General features: G+C 34.0%; 19 protein-coding genes. 16 read left to right on the top strand and 3 right to left on the bottom strand.

Annotated elements, in window-relative coordinates:
• Positions 1–16 precede the first annotated feature (16 nt).
• Positions 17–1813 (top strand): translation elongation factor 4, encoded by a 1797-nt coding sequence (gene lepA, locus LV842_RS04925; protein WP_233110344.1) that lies wholly within the window; start codon positions 17–19, stop codon positions 1811–1813.
• A 68-nt stretch (positions 1814–1881) separates the two neighbouring features.
• Here the strand turns inward: lepA and LV842_RS04920 are convergent, their stop codons facing one another.
• Complete coding sequence (locus tag LV842_RS04920; protein WP_233110343.1) at positions 1882–2502, bottom strand: DUF1579 domain-containing protein; 621 nt, start codon at positions 2500–2502, stop codon at positions 1882–1884.
• A 124-nt stretch (positions 2503–2626) separates the two neighbouring features.
• Here LV842_RS04920 and LV842_RS04915 point away from each other — a divergent pair, with 124 nt between their 5' ends.
• From LV842_RS04915 to LV842_RS04870, 10 genes are all read left to right on the top strand, one after another.
• Complete coding sequence (locus tag LV842_RS04915; protein WP_233110342.1) at positions 2627–3322, top strand: NUDIX hydrolase; 696 nt, start codon at positions 2627–2629, stop codon at positions 3320–3322.
• 107 nt (positions 3323–3429) lie between these two features.
• A complete protein-coding gene (locus LV842_RS04910) occupies positions 3430–3858 on the top strand; it encodes an ADP-ribosylation/crystallin J1 (RefSeq protein WP_233110341.1) in 429 nt (142 codons plus the stop codon).
• Positions 3855–4325: a macro domain-containing protein gene (locus tag LV842_RS04905; RefSeq protein ID WP_233110340.1), complete on the top strand. Its 471-nt coding sequence runs from the start codon at positions 3855–3857 to the stop codon at positions 4323–4325. Before LV842_RS04910 ends, LV842_RS04905 begins: the two co-directional genes overlap by 4 nt.
• Before the next feature lie 54 nt (positions 4326–4379).
• Positions 4380–5396: an AAA family ATPase gene (locus tag LV842_RS04900; RefSeq protein WP_233110339.1), complete on the top strand. Its 1017-nt coding sequence runs from the start codon at positions 4380–4382 to the stop codon at positions 5394–5396.
• Positions 5397–5447: 51 nt separating this feature from the next.
• Complete coding sequence (locus LV842_RS04895) at positions 5448–6134, top strand: SIR2 family NAD-dependent protein deacylase (protein ID WP_233110338.1); 687 nt, start codon at positions 5448–5450, stop codon at positions 6132–6134.
• Between the two features lie 35 nt (positions 6135–6169).
• Positions 6170–6715, top strand: a complete 546-nt coding sequence (locus LV842_RS04890) for an RNA 2'-phosphotransferase (protein WP_233110337.1) — start codon at positions 6170–6172, stop codon at positions 6713–6715.
• A 1-nt stretch (position 6716) separates the two neighbouring features.
• A complete protein-coding gene (locus LV842_RS04885; protein ID WP_233110336.1) occupies positions 6717–7451 on the top strand; it encodes a metallophosphoesterase in 735 nt (244 codons plus the stop codon).
• A 177-nt stretch (positions 7452–7628) separates the two neighbouring features.
• Positions 7629–9353 (top strand): M14 family metallopeptidase, encoded by a 1725-nt coding sequence (locus LV842_RS04880; RefSeq protein ID WP_233110335.1) that lies wholly within the window; start codon positions 7629–7631, stop codon positions 9351–9353.
• A 140-nt stretch (positions 9354–9493) separates the two neighbouring features.
• Positions 9494–9775, top strand: a complete 282-nt coding sequence (locus LV842_RS04875) for a hypothetical protein (protein ID WP_233110334.1) — start codon at positions 9494–9496, stop codon at positions 9773–9775.
• Entirely contained in the window at positions 9765–10166 is a 402-nt protein-coding gene (locus tag LV842_RS04870; RefSeq protein WP_233110333.1) for a hypothetical protein, read from the top strand. The genes LV842_RS04875 and LV842_RS04870 overlap by 11 nt, the downstream gene beginning before the upstream one ends.
• A gap of 31 nt (positions 10167–10197) precedes the next feature.
• On the opposite strand, the gene LV842_RS04865 is transcribed toward LV842_RS04870, so the two are convergent.
• On the bottom strand, positions 10198–11079 hold the full coding sequence (locus LV842_RS04865) for a cupin-like domain-containing protein (protein WP_233110332.1): 882 nt from the start codon (positions 11077–11079) through the stop codon (positions 10198–10200).
• A 278-nt stretch (positions 11080–11357) separates the two neighbouring features.
• On the opposite strand from LV842_RS04865, the gene LV842_RS04860 reads away from it, so the two are divergent.
• Complete coding sequence (locus LV842_RS04860; RefSeq protein WP_233110331.1) at positions 11358–14045, top strand: carboxypeptidase-like regulatory domain-containing protein; 2688 nt, start codon at positions 11358–11360, stop codon at positions 14043–14045.
• A gap of 64 nt (positions 14046–14109) precedes the next feature.
• On the opposite strand, the gene LV842_RS04855 is transcribed toward LV842_RS04860, so the two are convergent.
• On the bottom strand, positions 14110–14607 hold the full coding sequence (locus LV842_RS04855) for a DinB family protein (RefSeq protein WP_233110330.1): 498 nt from the start codon (positions 14605–14607) through the stop codon (positions 14110–14112).
• Between the two features lie 150 nt (positions 14608–14757).
• Between LV842_RS04855 and LV842_RS04850 the strand changes: the two genes are divergently transcribed.
• The 4 genes from LV842_RS04850 (at position 14758) to glmM (ending at position 19864) form a co-directional block, all read left to right on the top strand.
• Positions 14758–15687: a GLPGLI family protein gene (locus LV842_RS04850; RefSeq protein WP_233110329.1), complete on the top strand. Its 930-nt coding sequence runs from the start codon at positions 14758–14760 to the stop codon at positions 15685–15687.
• A 164-nt stretch (positions 15688–15851) separates the two neighbouring features.
• On the top strand, positions 15852–16082 hold the full coding sequence (locus tag LV842_RS04845) for a FeoA family protein (RefSeq protein ID WP_262909391.1): 231 nt from the start codon (positions 15852–15854) through the stop codon (positions 16080–16082).
• Positions 16082–18115 (top strand): ferrous iron transport protein B, encoded by a 2034-nt coding sequence (gene feoB / locus LV842_RS04840; protein WP_233110327.1) that lies wholly within the window; start codon positions 16082–16084, stop codon positions 18113–18115. Before LV842_RS04845 ends, feoB begins: the two co-directional genes overlap by 1 nt.
• 366 nt (positions 18116–18481) lie before the next feature.
• Positions 18482–19864, top strand: a complete 1383-nt coding sequence (gene glmM / locus LV842_RS04835) for a phosphoglucosamine mutase (RefSeq protein WP_233110326.1) — start codon at positions 18482–18484, stop codon at positions 19862–19864.
• The last annotated feature ends 209 nt before the right edge of the window (positions 19865–20073 follow it).

Genomic DNA, 20073 nt, shown 5'->3' with positions numbered 1-20073 from the left:
ATTACATAGTTCTTAAATGAAAAACATACGAAATTTTTGCATAATCGCTCATATCGACCACGGTAAAAGTACTTTGGCGGATCGTCTTTTGGAGTATACCAATACGGTGACCCAAAGAGAATTACAGTCTCAGACGCTGGATGATATGGATTTGGAGAAAGAACGTGGGATTACGATTAAATCTCACGCTATCCAGATGGATTATGAATATAAAGGCGAAAAATTTATATTAAACCTGATTGATACACCGGGACACGTTGACTTTTCTTATGAAGTTTCGCGTTCAATTGCTGCCTGTGAAGGAGCACTTTTGATTGTGGATGCTGCACAAAGTATTCAGGCACAAACAATTAGTAACTTATATTTGGCTTTGGAGAATGATTTAACGATCATTCCTATTTTGAATAAAATTGACCTTCCTTCTGCAAATCCTGAAGAAGTAACTGATGAGATCATGAATCTGATTGGTTGTGAATATGAAGATGTATTGAGAGTTTCAGGAAAAACAGGAGAGGGTGTTCACCATTTGTTGGAGCAGATTGTTGAAAGAATTCCGGCTCCGGTTGGAGATCCTGACGCACCGCTTCAGGCTTTGATTTTTGACTCTGTTTATAATCCTTTCAGAGGAATTGAAGCGTATTTTAAAGTCGTTAATGGAAGCATTACCAAAAACGAAAAAATTAAATTCTTCGCAACAGGGAAAGAATATGGAGCTGATGAAGTAGGTACTTTGAAACTAAAACAGGTTCCAAAGAAAACAATTGGTTGCGGGGATGTAGGATATTTGGTTTCAGGAATTAAAGATGCAAGAGAAGTAAAAGTTGGAGATACCATTACTTCTTTTGAAAAACCTGCGGTTGGACCCATCGATGGATTTGAAGAAGTAAAACCAATGGTTTTTGCAGGTATTTATCCAATTGATTCTGAGGATTTTGAAGAATTAAGATTCTCTCTTGAAAAACTAAGACTAAATGATGCTTCTTTGGTTTTTGAACCGGAAAGTTCAGCTGCTCTTGGTTTTGGTTTCCGTTGCGGATTCTTAGGAATGCTTCACATGGAAATTGTTCAGGAGCGTCTTGACAGAGAGTTTAATATGAACGTGATCACAACGGTTCCGAACGTTTCTTATTTTGGATATACCAAAAAAGAACCTGAAGTTCCGATCTTGATCAACAACCCATCTGAAATGATGGATCCTTCTACAATGGACAGAGTGGAAGAGCCTTTCATTAAAGCTTCCATTATTACAAAATCAGATTTCGTAGGTTCTGTAATGACTCTTTGTATTGAGAAAAGAGGAGAGATCGTTAACCAAAGTTATTTGACTTCAGAAAGAGTTGAATTAATTTTCAATATGCCTTTGGCAGAAGTTGTTTTTGACTTCTATGACAGATTAAAATCTATTTCTAAAGGTTACGCTTCGTTTGATTACCATCCGATCGGTTTCAGAGCTTCTAAGTTGGTAAAAATGGATATCCTGATCAACGGAGACATGGTAGATGCATTATCTTCATTGATTCACGATTCTAATGCTTATTACATCGGTAAAAGAATGTGTGAAAAGCTTCGTGAACTGATTCCTAGACAGCAGTTTGATATTGCGGTTCAGGCAGCTTTAGGAACGAAAGTTATTGCCAGAGAAACCATTAAAGCATTAAGAAAAGACGTTACTGCAAAATGTTACGGAGGAGATATTTCCAGAAAGAGAAAACTTCTTGAAAAACAGAAAGAAGGTAAGAAGAAAATGAAACAGATTGGTAGAGTAGAAGTACCACAATCAGCGTTCATGGCAGTTTTAAAACTTAATGACTAAATTAAGAGCCCAGTAATAGGGCAAAAGATAAAAGTAAAATCCGCAGATTGTTCTGCGGATTTTTTTATTTATTTCTTACGAGTGAATTGTATTTCCATTGTTTTATATTCCTTTCCTGTTTTTCCATCAGGTCCGTACATTTCCAGTTTCTGGGTATTATCATCAACTAGAGTAAAGACTTCTCTTATGTCGCAATCTTTGCCAGGTCTTGCCGGATCGGTCATTTTTCCCTTAAATTCAATAGATTTTGTTGAAGCATTCCAATCTCCTTCTGCGGACATTATTCCTGTTCCCATATTATCAATCCAGGTGCTTACAAATTTTTTCTTCGCATTGTCATAGCCTACAATACTCATTCCTTCAAAAGGCATTCCCATGAAATTTCCTTTGTGTTCACTTACCTGATATCGACCTCCAAAAATCATTTTATTAGTTGCTTCAGAAGTACTCGTAATAGGTTTTGCTCCGTTTTCCATCCATGTTGTATTGGCTCCGGTCCAGACTCCATCAGATTTTGCCAGCATTTTGTGCATTTCTCCCGGAGTAGCATAGTCCATCCATGCTTTGTTTGCTGTTGCTGAATCTACGGGTTTCCACTCTTCGGTTTTATCAGTTTTTACATCCATTTTTACTTTATCACAAGCTACAAACAGAAAAGCAGTACAAGCTGCAAAGAATAAATTTTTCATAATCGTTTAGTTTTAAGTTGATTATAAAATTAGTGAAATTTTAAAAGCAAAGTTTTTTTATTTTTAGCTTGATAGTGATAAGTCTAAAGTGTAATTTTGTGTATTCATAACGCAAATTAAGATAATGGAATCTCCAAAAAAATTACAGGATATAAAGGTTGCTGTAGACGCAGTTATTTTCGGATATTTTGATAAAAAAGACCTGCAAATTCTTTTGATCAAAAGAAATATCGAACCTTTCAAAGGAGGTTGGGCACTTCCGGGAGGATTGGTTATGGATAATGAAAATCTGGATGATGCGGTAAAAAGAGAACTTCATGAAGAAGCCGGAATAAAACCCGATTTTCTGGAACAACTCTATACTTTTGGGAATGTCGGTAGAGACCCAAGAAATAGAGTGGTTTCTGTGGCTTATTTGGGGCTTGTCAACCCTTCTTATCATGAATTGTTTGCGGATTCTGATGCGGATGATGCTCAGTGGTTCAGCATCAAACAACTTCCGAAATTAGCTTTTGATCACCAGACGATTATTGATATCGCGTTAAAAAGACTTCGTACAAAAATTCAATATCAACCCATTGGTTTTACTCTTTTGAATGAAGAATTTCTATTTTCAGACCTTGAAAATTTATATAAAACTATTATCGGGCAGGAAATCGACCGAAGAAATTTCCGGAAAAAAATCATGAGTTACGGATTATTAAATGATACGAATACTCTAAAAAAAGAAGGGAGTGGAAGACCCGGGAAATTATTTACTTTCAATCAGGAGAAGTATAAAGAGCTCGAAGAACAAGGTTTTTATTTTGAAATAAAATAATTTTACTACTGAAAATCAATAGATTAAATTAGTTAGTGTAAATTTAACACAAATAAATTTTTAAATAAAATTATATTCTTTTAAATTTGCGTAAAAATAACACAATAATGAAAAAAGAAATCGTGAAAACGAAAACACTTTACAGACCAGTCGGAGAAAAGGAAATGATTCTAATTATAAAAAGTGATTATAAAAAATTTCCTCCAAGACTGGAATGGCAGCCGATTTTCTATCCGGTTTTAAATGAAGAATATGCTTCTGAAATTGCAGAGAAGTGGAACACAAGAGATGAAGCCGGAAATTATTTAGGGTTTGTAACGAAATTTGAGGTGCTGGAAGAAGTTGTTAATCAATATCCTTCACAAAACGTTGGAGCAAAAAATCATAATGAATTGTGGATTCCGTCGGAAGAATTGGAAGCTTTTAACCAGGCGATTTTCGGGAATATTGAAGTGACAAAAGTATTTGTCGGAAGTAATTTTATAGAATCTGAGAACAATGAAATTGAAAGTTTAATATTAGATTTTAAGCGATGAAAATGGAATTAATAAAAGGTGACGCTACAAACCCTCAAGTTGAAGGAAATAAAATAATTACTCATATCTGCAATGATATTGGAGGTTGGGGAAAAGGTTTTGTCTTAGCGATTTCAAAAAGATGGGAAAAACCTGAAAACGAATACAGAAATTGGTTTAAAAGCGATAAAAATTTTAAGCTTGGAGAAGTTCAAATGGTACAGGTTGAGAAAAACCTTTGGGTTTGTAATATGATTGGTCAACATAAAACGATTTCAAACTCAAATGGAATTCCACCAATTCGCTACGAAGCTGTTGAAAAATGTTTGGAAAAACTTTCTAAAGAAGCTCTACAACTAAATGCAAGTATTCATATGCCGAGAATTGGTTGTGGTTTGGCAGGAGGAAAATGGGAAGAAATAGAACCGATTATTGAAAGAACATTGCTGAGAAATAATGTTAAAGTCTATGTATATGATTTTAATTAGAATTTAAAAATGACATGAAAAAACTAATTTTATAGCTTCTTTAAAATTTTTAAAATGAAGGGTTTTGTATTTGGAAAATTTTATCCGTTTCATGTTGGTCATCAAAAGATGATCGAGTTTGCCCTTGAAAAAGGAAGCGTATCCGTTTTGGTTTGTGCGGAAGAAAATGAGAAAATCGATGGAAATATCAGAAAACAATGGATAAAAGATACTTTTCCAAACAACAAAAATCTTAAAGTAAAAGTCTTTAAGTACAGTGAAAAAAACTTTCCGAATACCTCGGTTTCAGATTGGGATGTTTCCAAACGATGGAGTGAGGTTTTTAATGAATATTTTAAAGAGGAAAACTTTTTAGTGACTTCGGAAGAATATGGCGAAATGCTTTCTATGATTATGGATATTGAACATTTTATGTTTGATGAAAACCGTGAAAATATTCAGATTTCAGCTTCAGAAATTCGTGAAAATATTTTTAAAAACTGGGAGTATTTGCCCCCGTCAGTTCAAAGATATTTTGCAATAAAAATTGTTTTTCTGGGAGCAGAATCAACAGGCAAGACTGTGATGACCAATAAGCTTTCCGAATATTTTAAAGCCAATAAAGTTTCGGAAGCCGGAAGAGATGTAATCCAAAATTCTAAGAAATTTGAATTTGAAGACCTGGAAAAAGTATACACAGAACATGCAGACCAAATTGAAAAAGTGAATCATGGCGAAAGCTTTTTGACTTTAATTGATACCGATGTTCATATTACAAAATCCTATGCTGAGTTTATTTTTGGAAGAAAATTAATCGTTCCGGAAGAAATTACAGAGAAAAATAAAGCCGATTTATACCTATATTCTACAAAAGATGCAGAATATATTCAGGACGGGACCCGTCTTGATTTGGAAGAAAGAAACACTTTAGATGAAAGCCATAGAAAGGTTTTAAAAGAAAACAAAATTGATTTTCTGGAGATTTCCGGGACTTGGGAAGAAAGAGAAAACATGGCGATTGATTGTATTGAAAAACTTATTTTAGAAAAGAAAAATGTTTTTAAAACTAAAGTAGGAAAAAATCTTTGCTAAGTGTTAACGCCTTTGTGGACTTAAAGACAACGAAAAATAAAAAAACAACAAATGAAAAAACTAACGATATTAAGCGGTGCCGGAATTAGTGCCGAAAGCGGAATAAAAACATTCAGAGACGGAGATGGCCTTTGGGAAAATCACAGTATAACAGACGTTGCAAGTCCGGAAGGATGGCGAAAAGACAGAGGTTTGGTGTTGGAATTTTACAATCAGAGACGTCGTCAACTTCATGAAGTGGAACCCAATGAAGCGCATACATTATTGGCAGAATTGGAAAAACACTTCGAGGTTCAGATCATCACCCAAAATATTGATGATCTGCATGAAAGAGCAGGTTCTACGAATATTATCCATATTCACGGAGAATTATTCAAATCGTGTTCCAGCAACAATAAAGGACTGATCTACGAACAAAAAAATGACATCAACATTGGTGATAAAGCAGAAGACGGAGCGCAATTGAGACCTTTCATTGTGTGGTTCGGAGAAGATGTTCCATTGATGAAAGAAGCCTCGCAAAAAGCAAAAGAAGCAGATATTTTCTTAGTAATAGGAACTTCATTACAGGTGTATCCGGCTGCAGGACTAATTCACGACATAAAAGAGGACTGTCTTCTTATTGTGATCAATCCGAATGAAACTAATTTTGGATATGGACAAAGAGCGGTTGTGATGAAAGAAACAGCCACTCAGGGAATGAAATTATTATTTGATAAACTAGTAACTCTTGCCTAAAGGAAAATAAATTAATGAAGTAAAAAACACAAACAATGAATGAACAAAAGAAGAAAAAAATAAGCAAATTTCTGAGCTACGTTCTCAGACACCATCCAGAACTGATCGGCTTGACTTTGGATGAGCAAGGTTGGACAAGTGTAGATGAAATAATCACAAAATCAAAAAGAGATTCTTATCAGGGCTTTACCTTTGAAGAACTAAATGAAGTGGTGGAGACAAATGATAAAAAGCGGTTTATTTTTAATGAAGATAAAACAAAAATCAGGGCAAATCAAGGACATTCGATTGATATAGATTTAGCTTTAAAACCACAGCAGCCGCCCGAATTTCTTTACCATGGAACGGCTCAAAATAATGTAGTTTCTATTTTAGAAAAAGGAATTGAAAAAAGAAGCCGACAACACGTTCATTTAAGTTTAGATAAAGAAACGGCAACGAAAGTCGGGATGCGACATGGAAAACCAATTATTCTGACCATCAGAACAGGAAAAATGTATGAAGACGGAATTGTATTTTATCTTTCAGAAAATAATGTATGGCTCACAGATTTTATAGAAGCCCAATATATTTCGAAGTAAAATGAGCAGAACATTAGTAATAGGAGACATTCATGGAGGATTTAAAGCCTTAATACAAGTTTTAGAAAGAGCCAAAGTTTCTGAAAATGACAGATTGATTTTTCTAGGAGACTTTGTTGATGGTTGGAGTGAATCTTCTCAGATTGTTCAGTTTTTAATAGAACTTTCCGAAAAACAGGAATGTATTTTCATCAAAGGAAATCATGATGCTTGGACTGAAGACTGGCTTTCTTTTGGAAGTGCTCCCGATGTTTGGCTTTTCAACGGTGGGCAAAGCACAGTAGATAGTTATGCTGAAAATTCTTTGGAAGAATTAGAACTCCATTTAGAGTTTTTTGAAAGAATGAAAAACTATTATGTAGATGAAGAAAACCGGTTGTTTATTCATGCGGGTTATTCTTCTATGCATGGTCCTGAAAAAGAAGTGTATTCCAGTAATTATCGTTGGGACAGAACACTTTGGGAAACAGCTGTTGCAATGGATAAAAAATTATCTAAAAACTCAGAGTTATACCCTAAAAGATTGCTTTTGTATAAAGAGATTTTTATTGGTCATACACCGACTTTGCATTTAGGAATCAAGGAGCCTGTTAATAAAGCAAATGTCTGGAATTTAGATACGGGAGCCGCTTTTACAGGTGCATTAACGATTATGGATGTTGATACCAAAGAATTCTGGCAAAGTGATCCGCTTCCAAACTTATATCCTGATGAAAAGGGAAGGAATCGAGATTAAAATCTTTTTGTCATTCTGACGAAGAAAGAATCTCGGACTTATTTTAGAGATTCTTCACTCGATTTCATTGCGTTCAAAATGACAGATGTGATTTTTTTAAAACTTTGCGTTAAAACAATCATCAATTTCGTACTTCTAAAAAAACAAAGTAATTTTAAAGTTCGAAATATCACCTCAATGAAACTGAAATATCTTTTATTTTCCTTTGCTTCATCTTTTCTTTTTGCACAAAATAATTTTGAGACTCCATTTGAAAAAGGAAACGGAAATCAGACCGTTACCTATGCTGAAATGAATGCTTATTATCAAAATTTAGCTAAAAATTTCAACACGATTCAATATCTGAAAAAAGGAGAGGATGACAACGGAAAACCGATGTATGTGGTTATCTATAATCCTTTTCCTGAAAAAGATCTCAATCAGCTAAGAAAAGATAAGGCTGTTTTATTCGTAAATAACGGAATTCATCCCGGAGAACCGGATGGAATTGATGCTACCATGATGTTGATGAGGGATTTGGCGACGAAGAAAATTAAAACACCTCAGAATTTTATTATTGCAGCTATTTCTGCTTACAATGTAGGAGGAATGTTGAATCGTGGTTCTTTTTCAAGAGCCAACCAGAATGGTCCAGAACAATATGGTTTCAGAGGAAATGCTAGGAATTATGATTTAAATAGAGACTTTATTAAAGCAGATACAAAAAACGCAAAAAGTTTTCAGGAGATCTATCATTGGCTGAAACCAGATGTTTTTATTGATAACCATGTCAGCAATGGGGCGGATTATCAGTATACATTTACTTATATTTCTACATTCAAGGAACGTTTGGGAAATGTATTAGGAAAATATTTTTATAACAATTATCAGGCAAAAAACCTTAAAGATTTAAAGAAATTGGGGTATGAAAGTACACCTTATGTCAATATTCATGGTGATGTTCCAGAGATTGGTTTTGCTTCGTTTGAGGATTCTCCGAGATATTCTACGGGGTATACAACTTTATTTAATTCTCTGGGAACTGTTCCGGAAACTCATATGTTAAAACCTTACGATAAAAGGGTAGATGCAACCTATAAATACATGCTTGTCAACCTTCAAAATCTGGATAAAGAATATAAAAAGATAAAACAGCTCCGAATTGAAAATTTAAAACAATATCAAGCCGGAAAGCAATACGGAATACGTTGGAAAATTGATTCTACAAAATATACTACAATTGATTTTAAAGGGTTTGAAGGAAAATATAAACCCAGTGAAATTTCCGGAAAGCCGAGATTATATTATGATAGAGACAAACCTTTCACTAAAAAAATAAAACTGTTCACAACGGCAGTTCCAACAGGGTATATCACGATTCCAAAATATTATGTAATTCCTCAGGCGCAATATCGTGTGATTGAAGAATTTAAAAGAAATCAGATTCAGATGAAACCGATTCAGATGGACAGTACAATTTCTGTGGAATCTTATAAAATTAATGATTTTAAAACCGTTAAAAACCCATATGAAGGTCATTATCTGCATTTTGAAACTACCGTTGATAAGTCAACTAAAAATCTGAATTTTCAGGCAGGAGATTATATTATCCCAACCAATCAGGAGGGGGTAAAATATATTATTGAGACGCTGGAACCGGAAGCATTGGACTCTTTCTTCAACTGGAATTTCTTTGATGGAATTTTAGCTCAGAAAGAATACTATTCTGCCTATATTTTTGAAGATACTGCGGCAGAATTATTAAAAAATGATAAAGAGTTAAAACAAAAATTTGAAGCCAAAAAAGCATCAGATAAGACTTTTGCAGATGACGGAACGGCACAATTGGACTGGATCTATAGAAACTCTCCTTATTTTGAAGAAAAAACATTCAGACAATATCCGATTTATAGAATCTTATAGATTTTGAAATGTGATTTAATTTATTGATAATCAATAGGTAATTTCCGTATATTTCACAGTATGAATTGTTGATTTTACTGATGCAATTTGATTTTTATCTTCCGAAATTTGCTTTATAAAAACCAATAAAAACTACAATTATGGCAACTAAAAAGCAATTTTTCGTTTCATTGGAAGGAGTTGATCTTTCAGACGAGCAGCTAAAAAACATTGACAGAGGAATTCAGAATGTTGTGCTTTCCGAGCTTTCAAAAGTTGATAATACACAGGCTTTTGGAGCCTACAGAGACTTTAGAGGATTGTTGAAACCTATGAAAATTAAAGATTGGTTTCCTTGGGGAATCATTATCTTCAAACATGGAATTGATATCCAGAGCCAGGTTAAAGATATCCAGACTCAGATAAAAGGCTATGGAGGCTAATTCTCATTCTTCAAAGAAGATGTGCCCCAGTTATGTTGGAAAAGTTGGGGCACAGCTTTTTGGAGTAGTCAACAAAGACGGAAAGGTGCAATTTATCACACCTCTTACGGTCACAGAAGAGTTTATTCAGCAAAATGATAATCTCGAGCAAAGATTCCGTTTTACAGGAAAATGCGTTGAAAAAGGGTGCGCTCAATGGGATAATGAAGAATCGAAATGTTCTCTATCCAAAAAAGTTCAGAATTTAGAGACGATCAAAAATACAGAACTATCTTTTTGTCCTATTCGTTCGCAATGTCGCTGGTTTTCCCAAGATGGAAAGAATGCCTGTTTTTCTTGTAATGAAGTTACGAGGAATATGGAAGAATTATTATTAAATTTCGAAAAATAAAAAAGACGCTTCAAAAGAAACGTCTTTTATTTTATCTAGGAATACCTTTTTTAAGAGCCATTTCTGCCCTTTGTACAGCTTTTTTCTCTTTCCAGTCCATATAATCCTTTTTGAATTTAGACTTCATGATATCGTCGAATTTACGTTGTACAGTAAGATTCCATAAAGAATTTGCTTTTACTGCCCAAGATTTGTCCCAAGCTCTTAGCGAAATAGAGAAACTTCCGTCCAGATATTTCATCCAATGCCACCAACCTGTCGGCATAAATAAAGTATCTCCGTGTTCCAGAAAACACTCAATACCTTCAACACCATCTAAAGCTGGAAATTTCGAAAAATCAGGATTTTCGATATTATAATCTTCCAAAGCATAGGTAGCGTAAGGAAGTTTGTATAATCTTTCTTTCCATTTATATTCAAAAAGTAAAACATGCTTTCTACCATTAAAATGAGTATGGAAAATATGAGCTAAGTCAATATCATAATGTAAGAAAGTAACTGAACCTTTGCCTCCGAAAAACATCGATGGATACTTATCTAAGAAACCTCCCATAAGCTCTTTCGGAGAAATATAATCTTCTAATAACTTGTTGGCATGTTTAATAGGATCAAAAAAGAAAATCCTTAAATCTGTAGGCTCCCTTTGTATCAAATCAATATAATCTGCAAACTTCATTTTGGTAGTTGGCGTATTGATGGGAGCTGCAGGATCAGCTTTTTTGGAGTCATAAAGAGGAACTTCTACATCACCTACAACTTCCTTCACATATTCCATTGTCCACTTTTGGTAAGCAGGCCATTTTTTTGCCATATTTTTAATGACAACAGGCTTCCTCGGCTTTAGATATTTTTCGATAAATTCTTCTTGCGTAATATCATCAACAACATCTATAGGCTTTAAAATAATTCCCATTCTAATAAATTTATGTTACAAAATTATTAAATAAAAATATACGGAGGACTCTTTAATTTTATTTTAATCTATGATTCAAATCACGATTTTAAATATCTAGTCTAAATAAAAACTAATTTTACAACCTTTAAGTCAAAAAATATTGAATTAATGTGTTTGGTTTTTAAAATATAACTATTTTTGTAGTGATAATAGATTTAACCTTTTAAGTTTAAATACATCTTTATAAAAGTGTAACAAAAAACGGTAACCATTAACTAATTACACAAATAATAATTATGAGAAAAAATATTTCTTTATTTCTAATGTTGTTTTTCTCTGTTTTGTCTTTTGCACAGAAAACAGTTTCAGGAAAGATTACGGATGAAGACGGTGTGGCTATTCCAAGCGCAAGTGTGACGGTCGAAGAACCTGGAAAAGATGCAATTCTGGCTTACGGAATTACCAACTCGAAAGGAGAATATAAAGTAACCTTCACCACAGGAGAAGCTAATGTTGATTTAAAAGTAAAAGCTTTTAATCAAAAACCGATCACAAAACAAATCAGCAACAGCGATCAGAACTTAACTTTTAAAATGCAGTCTGAAGCTACCGAAATAAAGGAAGTACAGCTTAAAACCAAAATGGTAACAGCTAGAGGAGATACTATTTCTTATGACCTTAAAGCTTTTGACAGTAAAAACGACAGAAGTCTTGCAGATGTTCTCAAAAAAATGCCGGGAATTGAAGTAAATGCAGACGGAACGATCTTATACCAGGGAAATGCAATCAACAAATTTTACGTTGAAGGAAAAGATCTTATGGAAGGAGGTTACGGAACAATCAGCAATTCTCTTCCTAAAGATGCCGTTGCAAAAGTGGAAGTACTGGAAAATCACCAACCCGTAAAAATTCTTCAGGATAAAGTACCTTCGGATCAGGCGGCAATTAATATAAAGCTAAAAAAATCTGTAACAATGACCGGTCGTGGAGAAGTAGGAACCGGTTTCGGAGATCCATGGTTGTGGAATGTAAAGCTGACTCCAATGTTTTTTAGTAAAAAAAGCCAATGGGTAGTTAATTACAAGACCAACAACATGGGAGATCAGGTAGAAAATGAAGGAAATATTTTGGCTTTCGGAAACAGGTTCGAAGGAAGAAGAATCAATGCTTCACAAAATGATTGGTTGAATGTAGAAAATGCAAGTACACCCAATCTTCCGGTAAAAAGATACTTGATGAATAATGTTCATTACTTATCTGCAAACTATCTTACCAATATTGATAAGAAAAAGGAATGGGAGCTTAAAGCGAATGCAAACTATACGAATAATGCGGTAGAAAGGGAATCAAATGTTGTACAGAATTTATTTAATGGAGAATCCAATACGATCAATATTCATAATAATTTTTATACGGATAAAGCAAAAGGGGAGCTTATTTTTACAAAAAATGCTAAAAAAGGATTCTTTAAAAATACAACAAGCTTTTCTCAATATTGGAATGCAGATCGAGCAGATGCAAATAGAATCAATAACAATACTCTGACAGAAAGAAATGGAGCACAAGCACTAGAGTCTCCTACAACATCTTTCCAAAACTCATTGAGTACGATTATTCCTTGGAAGGAAAAAATGGTGAATGTTTTGTCTTTTTTAAGTTATCAGACAGATAAACAGACTTTGGATGTTTCACCTTCTTCTTATTTTGCTATTCCGGGATATATTACGACACCTTCAGATTTTGTCCGTCAGAATTTAAGATTAAAAACCTTTGAGGCCAATCACTCTGCAAATATTGGGTTCTCTACAAAAGGATGGACGTTTACCCCAGAGGTCGGATTTAATTTTAAATCAACAGATTTAGTTTCAGATTTATTTAATATTAGAGCGGATGTAACCCCAGCACCGGCGCTTACACAATATAGCAACGACCTTAGCTATACAACAGCAACTCCTTACGGAAGTCTGGGAGTAAATTATAAGAACGATTCTTGGATGTTATATGCTAACTTTCCTGTAAATTCTAATAATATTAAAGCAGAAGACCCTTTAAGATTAGTTTCAAGAGAATTAAACAAGGTTACTTTTGAACCAAGTGTTTTTGCGCAATATACTTTTGCTTCTTTCTGGAAAGCTTCGGTAAACGCCAATATTAATAATAACTTTGGTGAAATCAATACCGCTTATTCAGGATTCTTAATGACTTCACCATCGGGAATTAATGTTATGGATCCTAAAAACCCAATTCCACAGAATAATAACAAATCAGCAGGAACAAGATTAGAATATAGAAACCCACTGAATAATTTATTCTTTAATATCAATTACAGATACTCAGATGCTAAAAGAAATTTGATTGCTAATCCGACAATCGTAAATGGTTATACAGCAATGAGTTATTTAGTACAGGATAATAATGTATTGACTAACGCATACAGTGCAGAAGTAGGGAAGTATTTCCCGAAATTTAAAACAAACGCTTCTTTAAGCTATAGCAATAGCACATCAAAATCGGATTCTTATCTTGACAATAAGTCTTATACCAATGATAACAATAGCCAGTCACTTGGTGTGAAATTCAATAATACTTACTTTAGCTGGATGAGTATGGATTATAATGCAAGCTTTACAAGAACGAATCAAACTAGTGTGGGCAAAGTTAATACAGATGCTAAAACTACAGGATTCAAACATAATTTAGGAGTATTCTTTTATCCGATCGAAAACCACACCATTGGATTCAACTGGGATCAGGTAAATTCAAATGTAGAAGCAACGAATCAAAAATACCATAATGGATTCTATGATCTTTCATATCAGTTTACATGGTCTAAAAAGAATATAGATTTTGAATTGAAATGGATGAATATTGCCAATAAAAAAGTATTCGAAAATTATGAAATTAATTCTCAAGGTACTTCTTTTACAAGAATACAACTTCGCCCAAGCCAAGTCATGTTCACCGTAAAATTCAACTTTAAGTAAAAACAAAACAAAAAACCAATCTCAATGAGATTGGTTTTTTGTTTGAGATATATTTAGAAAGCTATTAAAAGCTTTGGTCATCAGCTGAAGGGCCATAACTTCCCGGAAGAGAAATATCATTCAGTCTGTAATAGACACCAAGCTGTGCTCTATGATGGGTAATTTGATTCAGACTGTGACGAATAGATCCGTATTTGGTCCATTTTGCCAATTCATGACCATTATGTTTCAAGGCCCACATTTCATTGAGGTTTTCTTCTTTAGCATTTTCTAAAGCATCAACCCCCAATTTATAATTTTCATCCAACGCTTTTAGCAGGTCTTCTTTTGTTGTAAATTTTTTTGGCTGATAATCATTATTGGCAAAGTCCAGATCTGAGGTTTTGAGCATCGTATTCGGCCATTCAAAAACTTCTGCAATATGAGTGGCAAGAGGCATCATTTTCATGCTTTTTTCATGAGGAGCAAAATCATTTTTTGTCTCAGGATAAATTTCAAAAAACTTTCTGGTCGTCTGATATTCTTCCTGGAGTTCATTTTTTAACTGTGATAAAGTATCCATATCGTTTTGTTTTTTAGTAGGTTAAAGTTAAATGTTTTACCTAAGAAACTGTTTTAACGAAATCATAAATTTTATCAACGAAAAATAAAATTCAAAAAAATTGTAACAAAAGTTAGAAACTACTAACTAATTATATAAACATTCGAAAAAATGAAAAAACTATTTTCAATATTCTTTATTGCCCTTTTTGCTTTCGTAAGTGCTCAGAATAATGATTCGAAAGAAACGGCAAACCGATTTTTTTATGAACTGACTTTTAAGCCCAAAAAAGATTCTGCAAAAATTGAAAAAGTAATCATGGCTTTGGATATTGTTAAAGACAAATCTGTTTATAGAGACTTTACGGCAATCGGGCAAGATTCTATTCTTAAAATTCAGATGGAAGCGATGCAGAAAGCAGGAGTTTATAAAGATTTATCCAAGTCTTTCAAAATGCCTAAATTTTCTGAGAAAATCGTGAAAACATATCCCGATATGAAAATGCAGTATATCGACAGAATTGCAAATGGATTTACTCCAATGAATATAGGGTACAACGAAACAGCTAGGTTCAACTGGAAAATCTCCAACGAAAAAGCAAAAATCGGAGCTTATAATGCTCAGAAAGCAACCACAGAATTCGGAGGAAAAAAATGGACAGCTTGGTTCAGCTCAGAACTGCCTTTCCAGGATGGTCCGTACAAATTCTCGGGACTTCCGGGTTTAATCGTGAAGATTGAAGATGAAGGTAAAAATTATTCTTGGGTGTTACAAGGAAACAAAAAAGTTCCGAACTGGGAAGAGTTGACTTTTATGGAGAAAATCTCTAATTTAGGTTTAAAAGTAACTGAAATGTCAAGAGAAAAGTTTGAAAAGACGTTCAGTGATTTCAAAAAGGATCCTTTTGCTACGGCAAGACCAATGATGACGCAGGAAATTATGTCTAAAACAATTCCGGGAATGGATGGTACTATTGGTGATATGATGAAAAAGCAGGAAAAAATGTACAAAGACTTTTATAATGCCAACGACAACCCGATTGAACCTCCTTACGAAAAACTAAATGTAGGAAAAGTAGAAAAAGTAGGAAAAGAAAACTAAACTAAACAAGCTTCATATCAACTAAATTATATTGTGAATCAACCCAAATGCGAATCGTATTTGGGTTGATTTTTTTCATAGCAACAGGTTATTTAGATTAAATTTAAATAACGTATATTTGCAATCACAAAAAATTGGCTTTGAAACAGACGGATTTGCATAAAATGAGCAACTTTCCCAAAAACAAAATGGGAAAGATAATTGGATATGATAATGACCATCTGAAAATGCCCAATAAAATCATTGAAATGGGGCTTCTTCCGGAAACCTCGTTCAGGATTTTGTATCAGGCTCCTTTCAAAGGACCGATGTATGTAGAATTTGGGGATGAAAAAAGCCGTATTGCTCTTCGTGAGGAAGAAGGAGATTATATCATTGTTGAAGAATTGAATTAATGCAGGATACTCAAAAAAAACAGATACTTTTAGTTGGAAATCCGAATGTAGGGAAGTCAACGGTTTTCAATGCTCTTTGTAATAAGAAGCAGAAAACCGGCAATTATGCAGGGGTTACTGTTGCAAGCCATTCAGGAAATTATACTTTTAAGAATGAGGAAGTTGAAGTGATCGATTTGCCGGGTTCTTACAGTGTATATCCAAGTTCGGAAGATGAAGCTATTTTTTCCAAATTTCTAATTGACGAGCAGAAAAACTATGCTGGAGTTGTGTATATTCTCGAAGCCTTAAGTTTAAAAAGAGGATTACTTTTATTTCAACAAATTCAGGATTTGGGAATTCCGATGATTTTGGTAGTGAACCAAATCGATCAGGCGGAAAGAAGAGGAATTACTATCGATATTCAGAAATTTTCAGAAGCTGTAGGCATTAAAATTATTCAGACTAATGCTAAAGAAAATATTGGAATCGATGAAATTAAAGAAGCGGTTCTTAATAATCAGTTTGTAAAAAGAAATACGACTTCATTTGAAATTCCTGGTGAACATAAAGATTTTATTAATAAAATTGTTACCCATAAAGGGTTTAATAATGAATATAAAGCCTGGATGAGCCTTTCTTTAGGGACAGATTTGGGTAAAATAGAATCCGTAATGGAACTGATGAACGAACCGGAATCTAAAAGTTTGGTTCCGAAAAGATTGCAGGTTCAGGAAACGGTAAGAAGATATCAGAACGTTGATAAGATTTTATCTGATGTAATTTCTAAAAAACCACAATTCAAAGAACTTTTAACAGAAAGATTAGACAAGGTTTTAGTACACAAATTCTGGGGATATGTTGTTTTCCTGGCCATTTTATTAGTTATTTTCCAAAGCGTTTTCTTTCTGGCGGAATATCCTATGAATTGGATTGATGATTTGTTCTCATGGTTAACGGCTTTCACATCTGAGCATTTACCGGAAGGACCGATCAATTCATTGATTTCAAACGGAATCATTCCGGGAATCGGAGGAATTGTAGTTTTCGCACCACAGATCGGGATTTTATTATATTTTCTTTATTTGTTGGAGGATTCGGGGTATATGGCAAGAGTGGTTTTCCTGATGGACAGAATTTTGCGTCCTTTCGGACTAAACGGAAAAAGTATTGTGCCTTTGGTTTCAGGAACAGCCTGTGCAATTCCAGCCGTGATTTCGACAAGAAATATTGAAAATGTAAAAGAAAGGTTGCTTACTATTTTGGTAACACCTTTTATGACGTGTTCTGCAAGACTTCCCGTGTATAGTATCATTATCGGATTAATCATTTCAGATGAAACATTTCTAGGAATAAAATACAAAGCTTTGGTGTTGATGGGAATGTATTTGCTAGGCTTTTTAGTAGCGCTGTTTTCTGCATCAATCCTTAAAAGATTTATTAAAAATAAAGGAAAAACATATCTGGTAATGGATTTGCCAACTTACAAAAAACCTCTTTTCGGATACGATTTCAAGATGGTTTTAGGGAAAGTTTGGGACTTCATTACAGGGGCTGGGAAAATTATTTTCATTGTAAGTATCATCATTTGGTTCCTGAGCTACTTTGGACCTAAACAAAAACCGGATCAATTTGTTGCAACAAATGTTCATTTAGATCATTCTTATCTGGCAAAAATGGGGAAAGGAATAGAACCTATTATTGCTCCTCTTGGTTATGATTGGAAAATGGGAGTAGGGATTCTGACAAGCTTCGTTGCGAGAGAAGTTTTCGTAGGAACAATGTCAACATTATACAGCCTTGAAGATGATGCTCCGGAAGTGAAAGTAATCGATAAAATGAGAAGAGATGTAAAACCCAATGGCGAAAAAGTTTTCAGTTTTGCGACGGGAGTTTCGGTCCTTTTATTTTATGCATTTGCAATGCAGTGTGTTTCTACACTTGCAGTAGTCTTCAGAGAAACCAAAAGCTGGAAATGGACTGGCTTACAGGTAGCGATGATGACCGGTTTGGCATACTTTGTGTCGATGATAGTATATCAGATTTTGAAATAATGGACTCATTAATTGTACAATACATACTTGTTTTACTGATCGTTGCATTTGCTTGTTACTCTTTATTTAAAGTACTCAAGAAAAACTTTGCACCGAAAAAATTCAGCTCAAAAAGAACAAACTGCGATAAAGATTGCGGATGTTCATAACTTATGTTTTGAATTGAAACATTTTAAAATAAAAACATATACCGCTTCAATGCGGTTTTTTTATGCGAAAACTTGTCTTTCACCGTTTTTAATCTTTCAATACAACACGCATGAATAATCTTAATGATAAATTAAAAAGCATAGATATTTTTCGCTATCAACTCCCGTGTTTTATTTGTATTTTTGGACAGAATTTTAAATAATAAAAACATAATTAATGTCATTAATAAAAAGTATTTCAGGAATCCGAGGAACGATTGGGGGAAAAGTAAACGATAATTTGACACCGCTTGATGTGGTAAAATTTGCTTCGGCGTTTGGAACTTGGCTTCAGAATAATAAAAATAAAAAAGATCTAACTTTAATCATCGGAAGAGATGCCAGAATTTCCGGGCAAATGGTTTCTTCTTTGGTAACGGCAACATTGCAAGGTCTTGGAATCAATGTGATCGATTTGGGACTTTCTACTACTCCAACCGTTGAAATTATGGTTCCTGAGTTGAAAGCAGACGGAGGAATTATTTTAACTGCTTCTCACAATCCAAAACAATGGAATGCTCTGAAATTATTAAACGAAAAAGGAGAATTCATCACGGGAGAAAACGGAGCAGAAGTTCTGGCATTGGCTGAAAGTGAAGATTTCAATTATGCGGAAGTAGATGATTTGGGTCAACATGAAACAAGAGATGATGCTTTTGATATTCATATTCAGCAAATTCTTGATTTACCGATGGTAGATGCAGAAGCGATTAAAGCAAAAAAATTCAAAGTTGTTTTAGATGCAGTGAATTCTACAGGAGGAATTGCAATTCCGATGTTATTGGATAAATTAGGTTGTGAAACCGTAAAATTATATTGTGAGCCGACAGGTCATTTTCCACACAATCCTGAACCTTTGAAAGAACATTTGGGAGACATTTGTGAATTGGTGAAGAAAGAAGGCGCAGATTTAGGGGTTGTTGTAGATCCGGATGTTGACAGATTAGCTTTAATCGATGAAAAAGGAGAAATGTTCGGTGAAGAATATACGTTGGTTGCCGTTGCAGATTATCTGTTGAAAAATAAAAATGGAGTCGCAATTTCCAACCTTTCTTCAAGCCGTGCTTTGAGAGATGTTGCGCATACGCACAACTCTGAATATTTTGCAAGTGCTGTCGGAGAAGTAAATGTCGTTACTTTAATGAAAGAGAAAAATGCGGTGATCGGTGGAGAAGGAAACGGAGGAATTATCTATCCTGATTTGCATTACGGAAGAGATTCTTTAGTGGGAGTTGCTTTATTTTTAACTCATTTAGCAAAGGAAAATAAAACAGTTTCTGAATTAAGAGCAGGCTATCCAAGCTATTTTATGGGGAAAAAGAAAATTGAATTAACTCCTGAAATCAATGTAGATGATATTTTATCTAAAATGGAAAAAGAATATCAAAACGAAGAAGTTTCTACAGTTGATGGGGTGAAAATTGATTTTGAAAACAACTGGGTTCATCTTAGAAAATCGAATACAGAACCGATTATCAGAATTTATACAGAAGCTAAATCTCAAGAAGAAGCGGATAAATTAGGAGACGATATCATTGCAAAAATCAAAAGTTTGATATAATAAAATATAAAGAACGAGGCTTTGAGTCTCGTTCTTTTTTTATCCAAAATAGAGACATCTACACAACGATTGTTTTAAAGAAAAAGTAAAATGATATTCCAAATAGAAAGAGATTAAAAGTGTTAATTTAACAATAACTCTTCTTTTTTTATCCACAATCGTTTGATTATAATGTTCTTTTCACTATCTTTAAGATAGAAATTTACGAA

The organism is Chryseobacterium gwangjuense, assembly GCF_021311115.1.
GTDB lineage: Bacteria > Bacteroidota > Bacteroidia > Flavobacteriales > Weeksellaceae > Chryseobacterium > Chryseobacterium gwangjuense.
The sequence above is the reverse complement of the archived record's forward strand: the minus strand, read 5'-3'. Positions and strand labels throughout refer to the sequence as shown.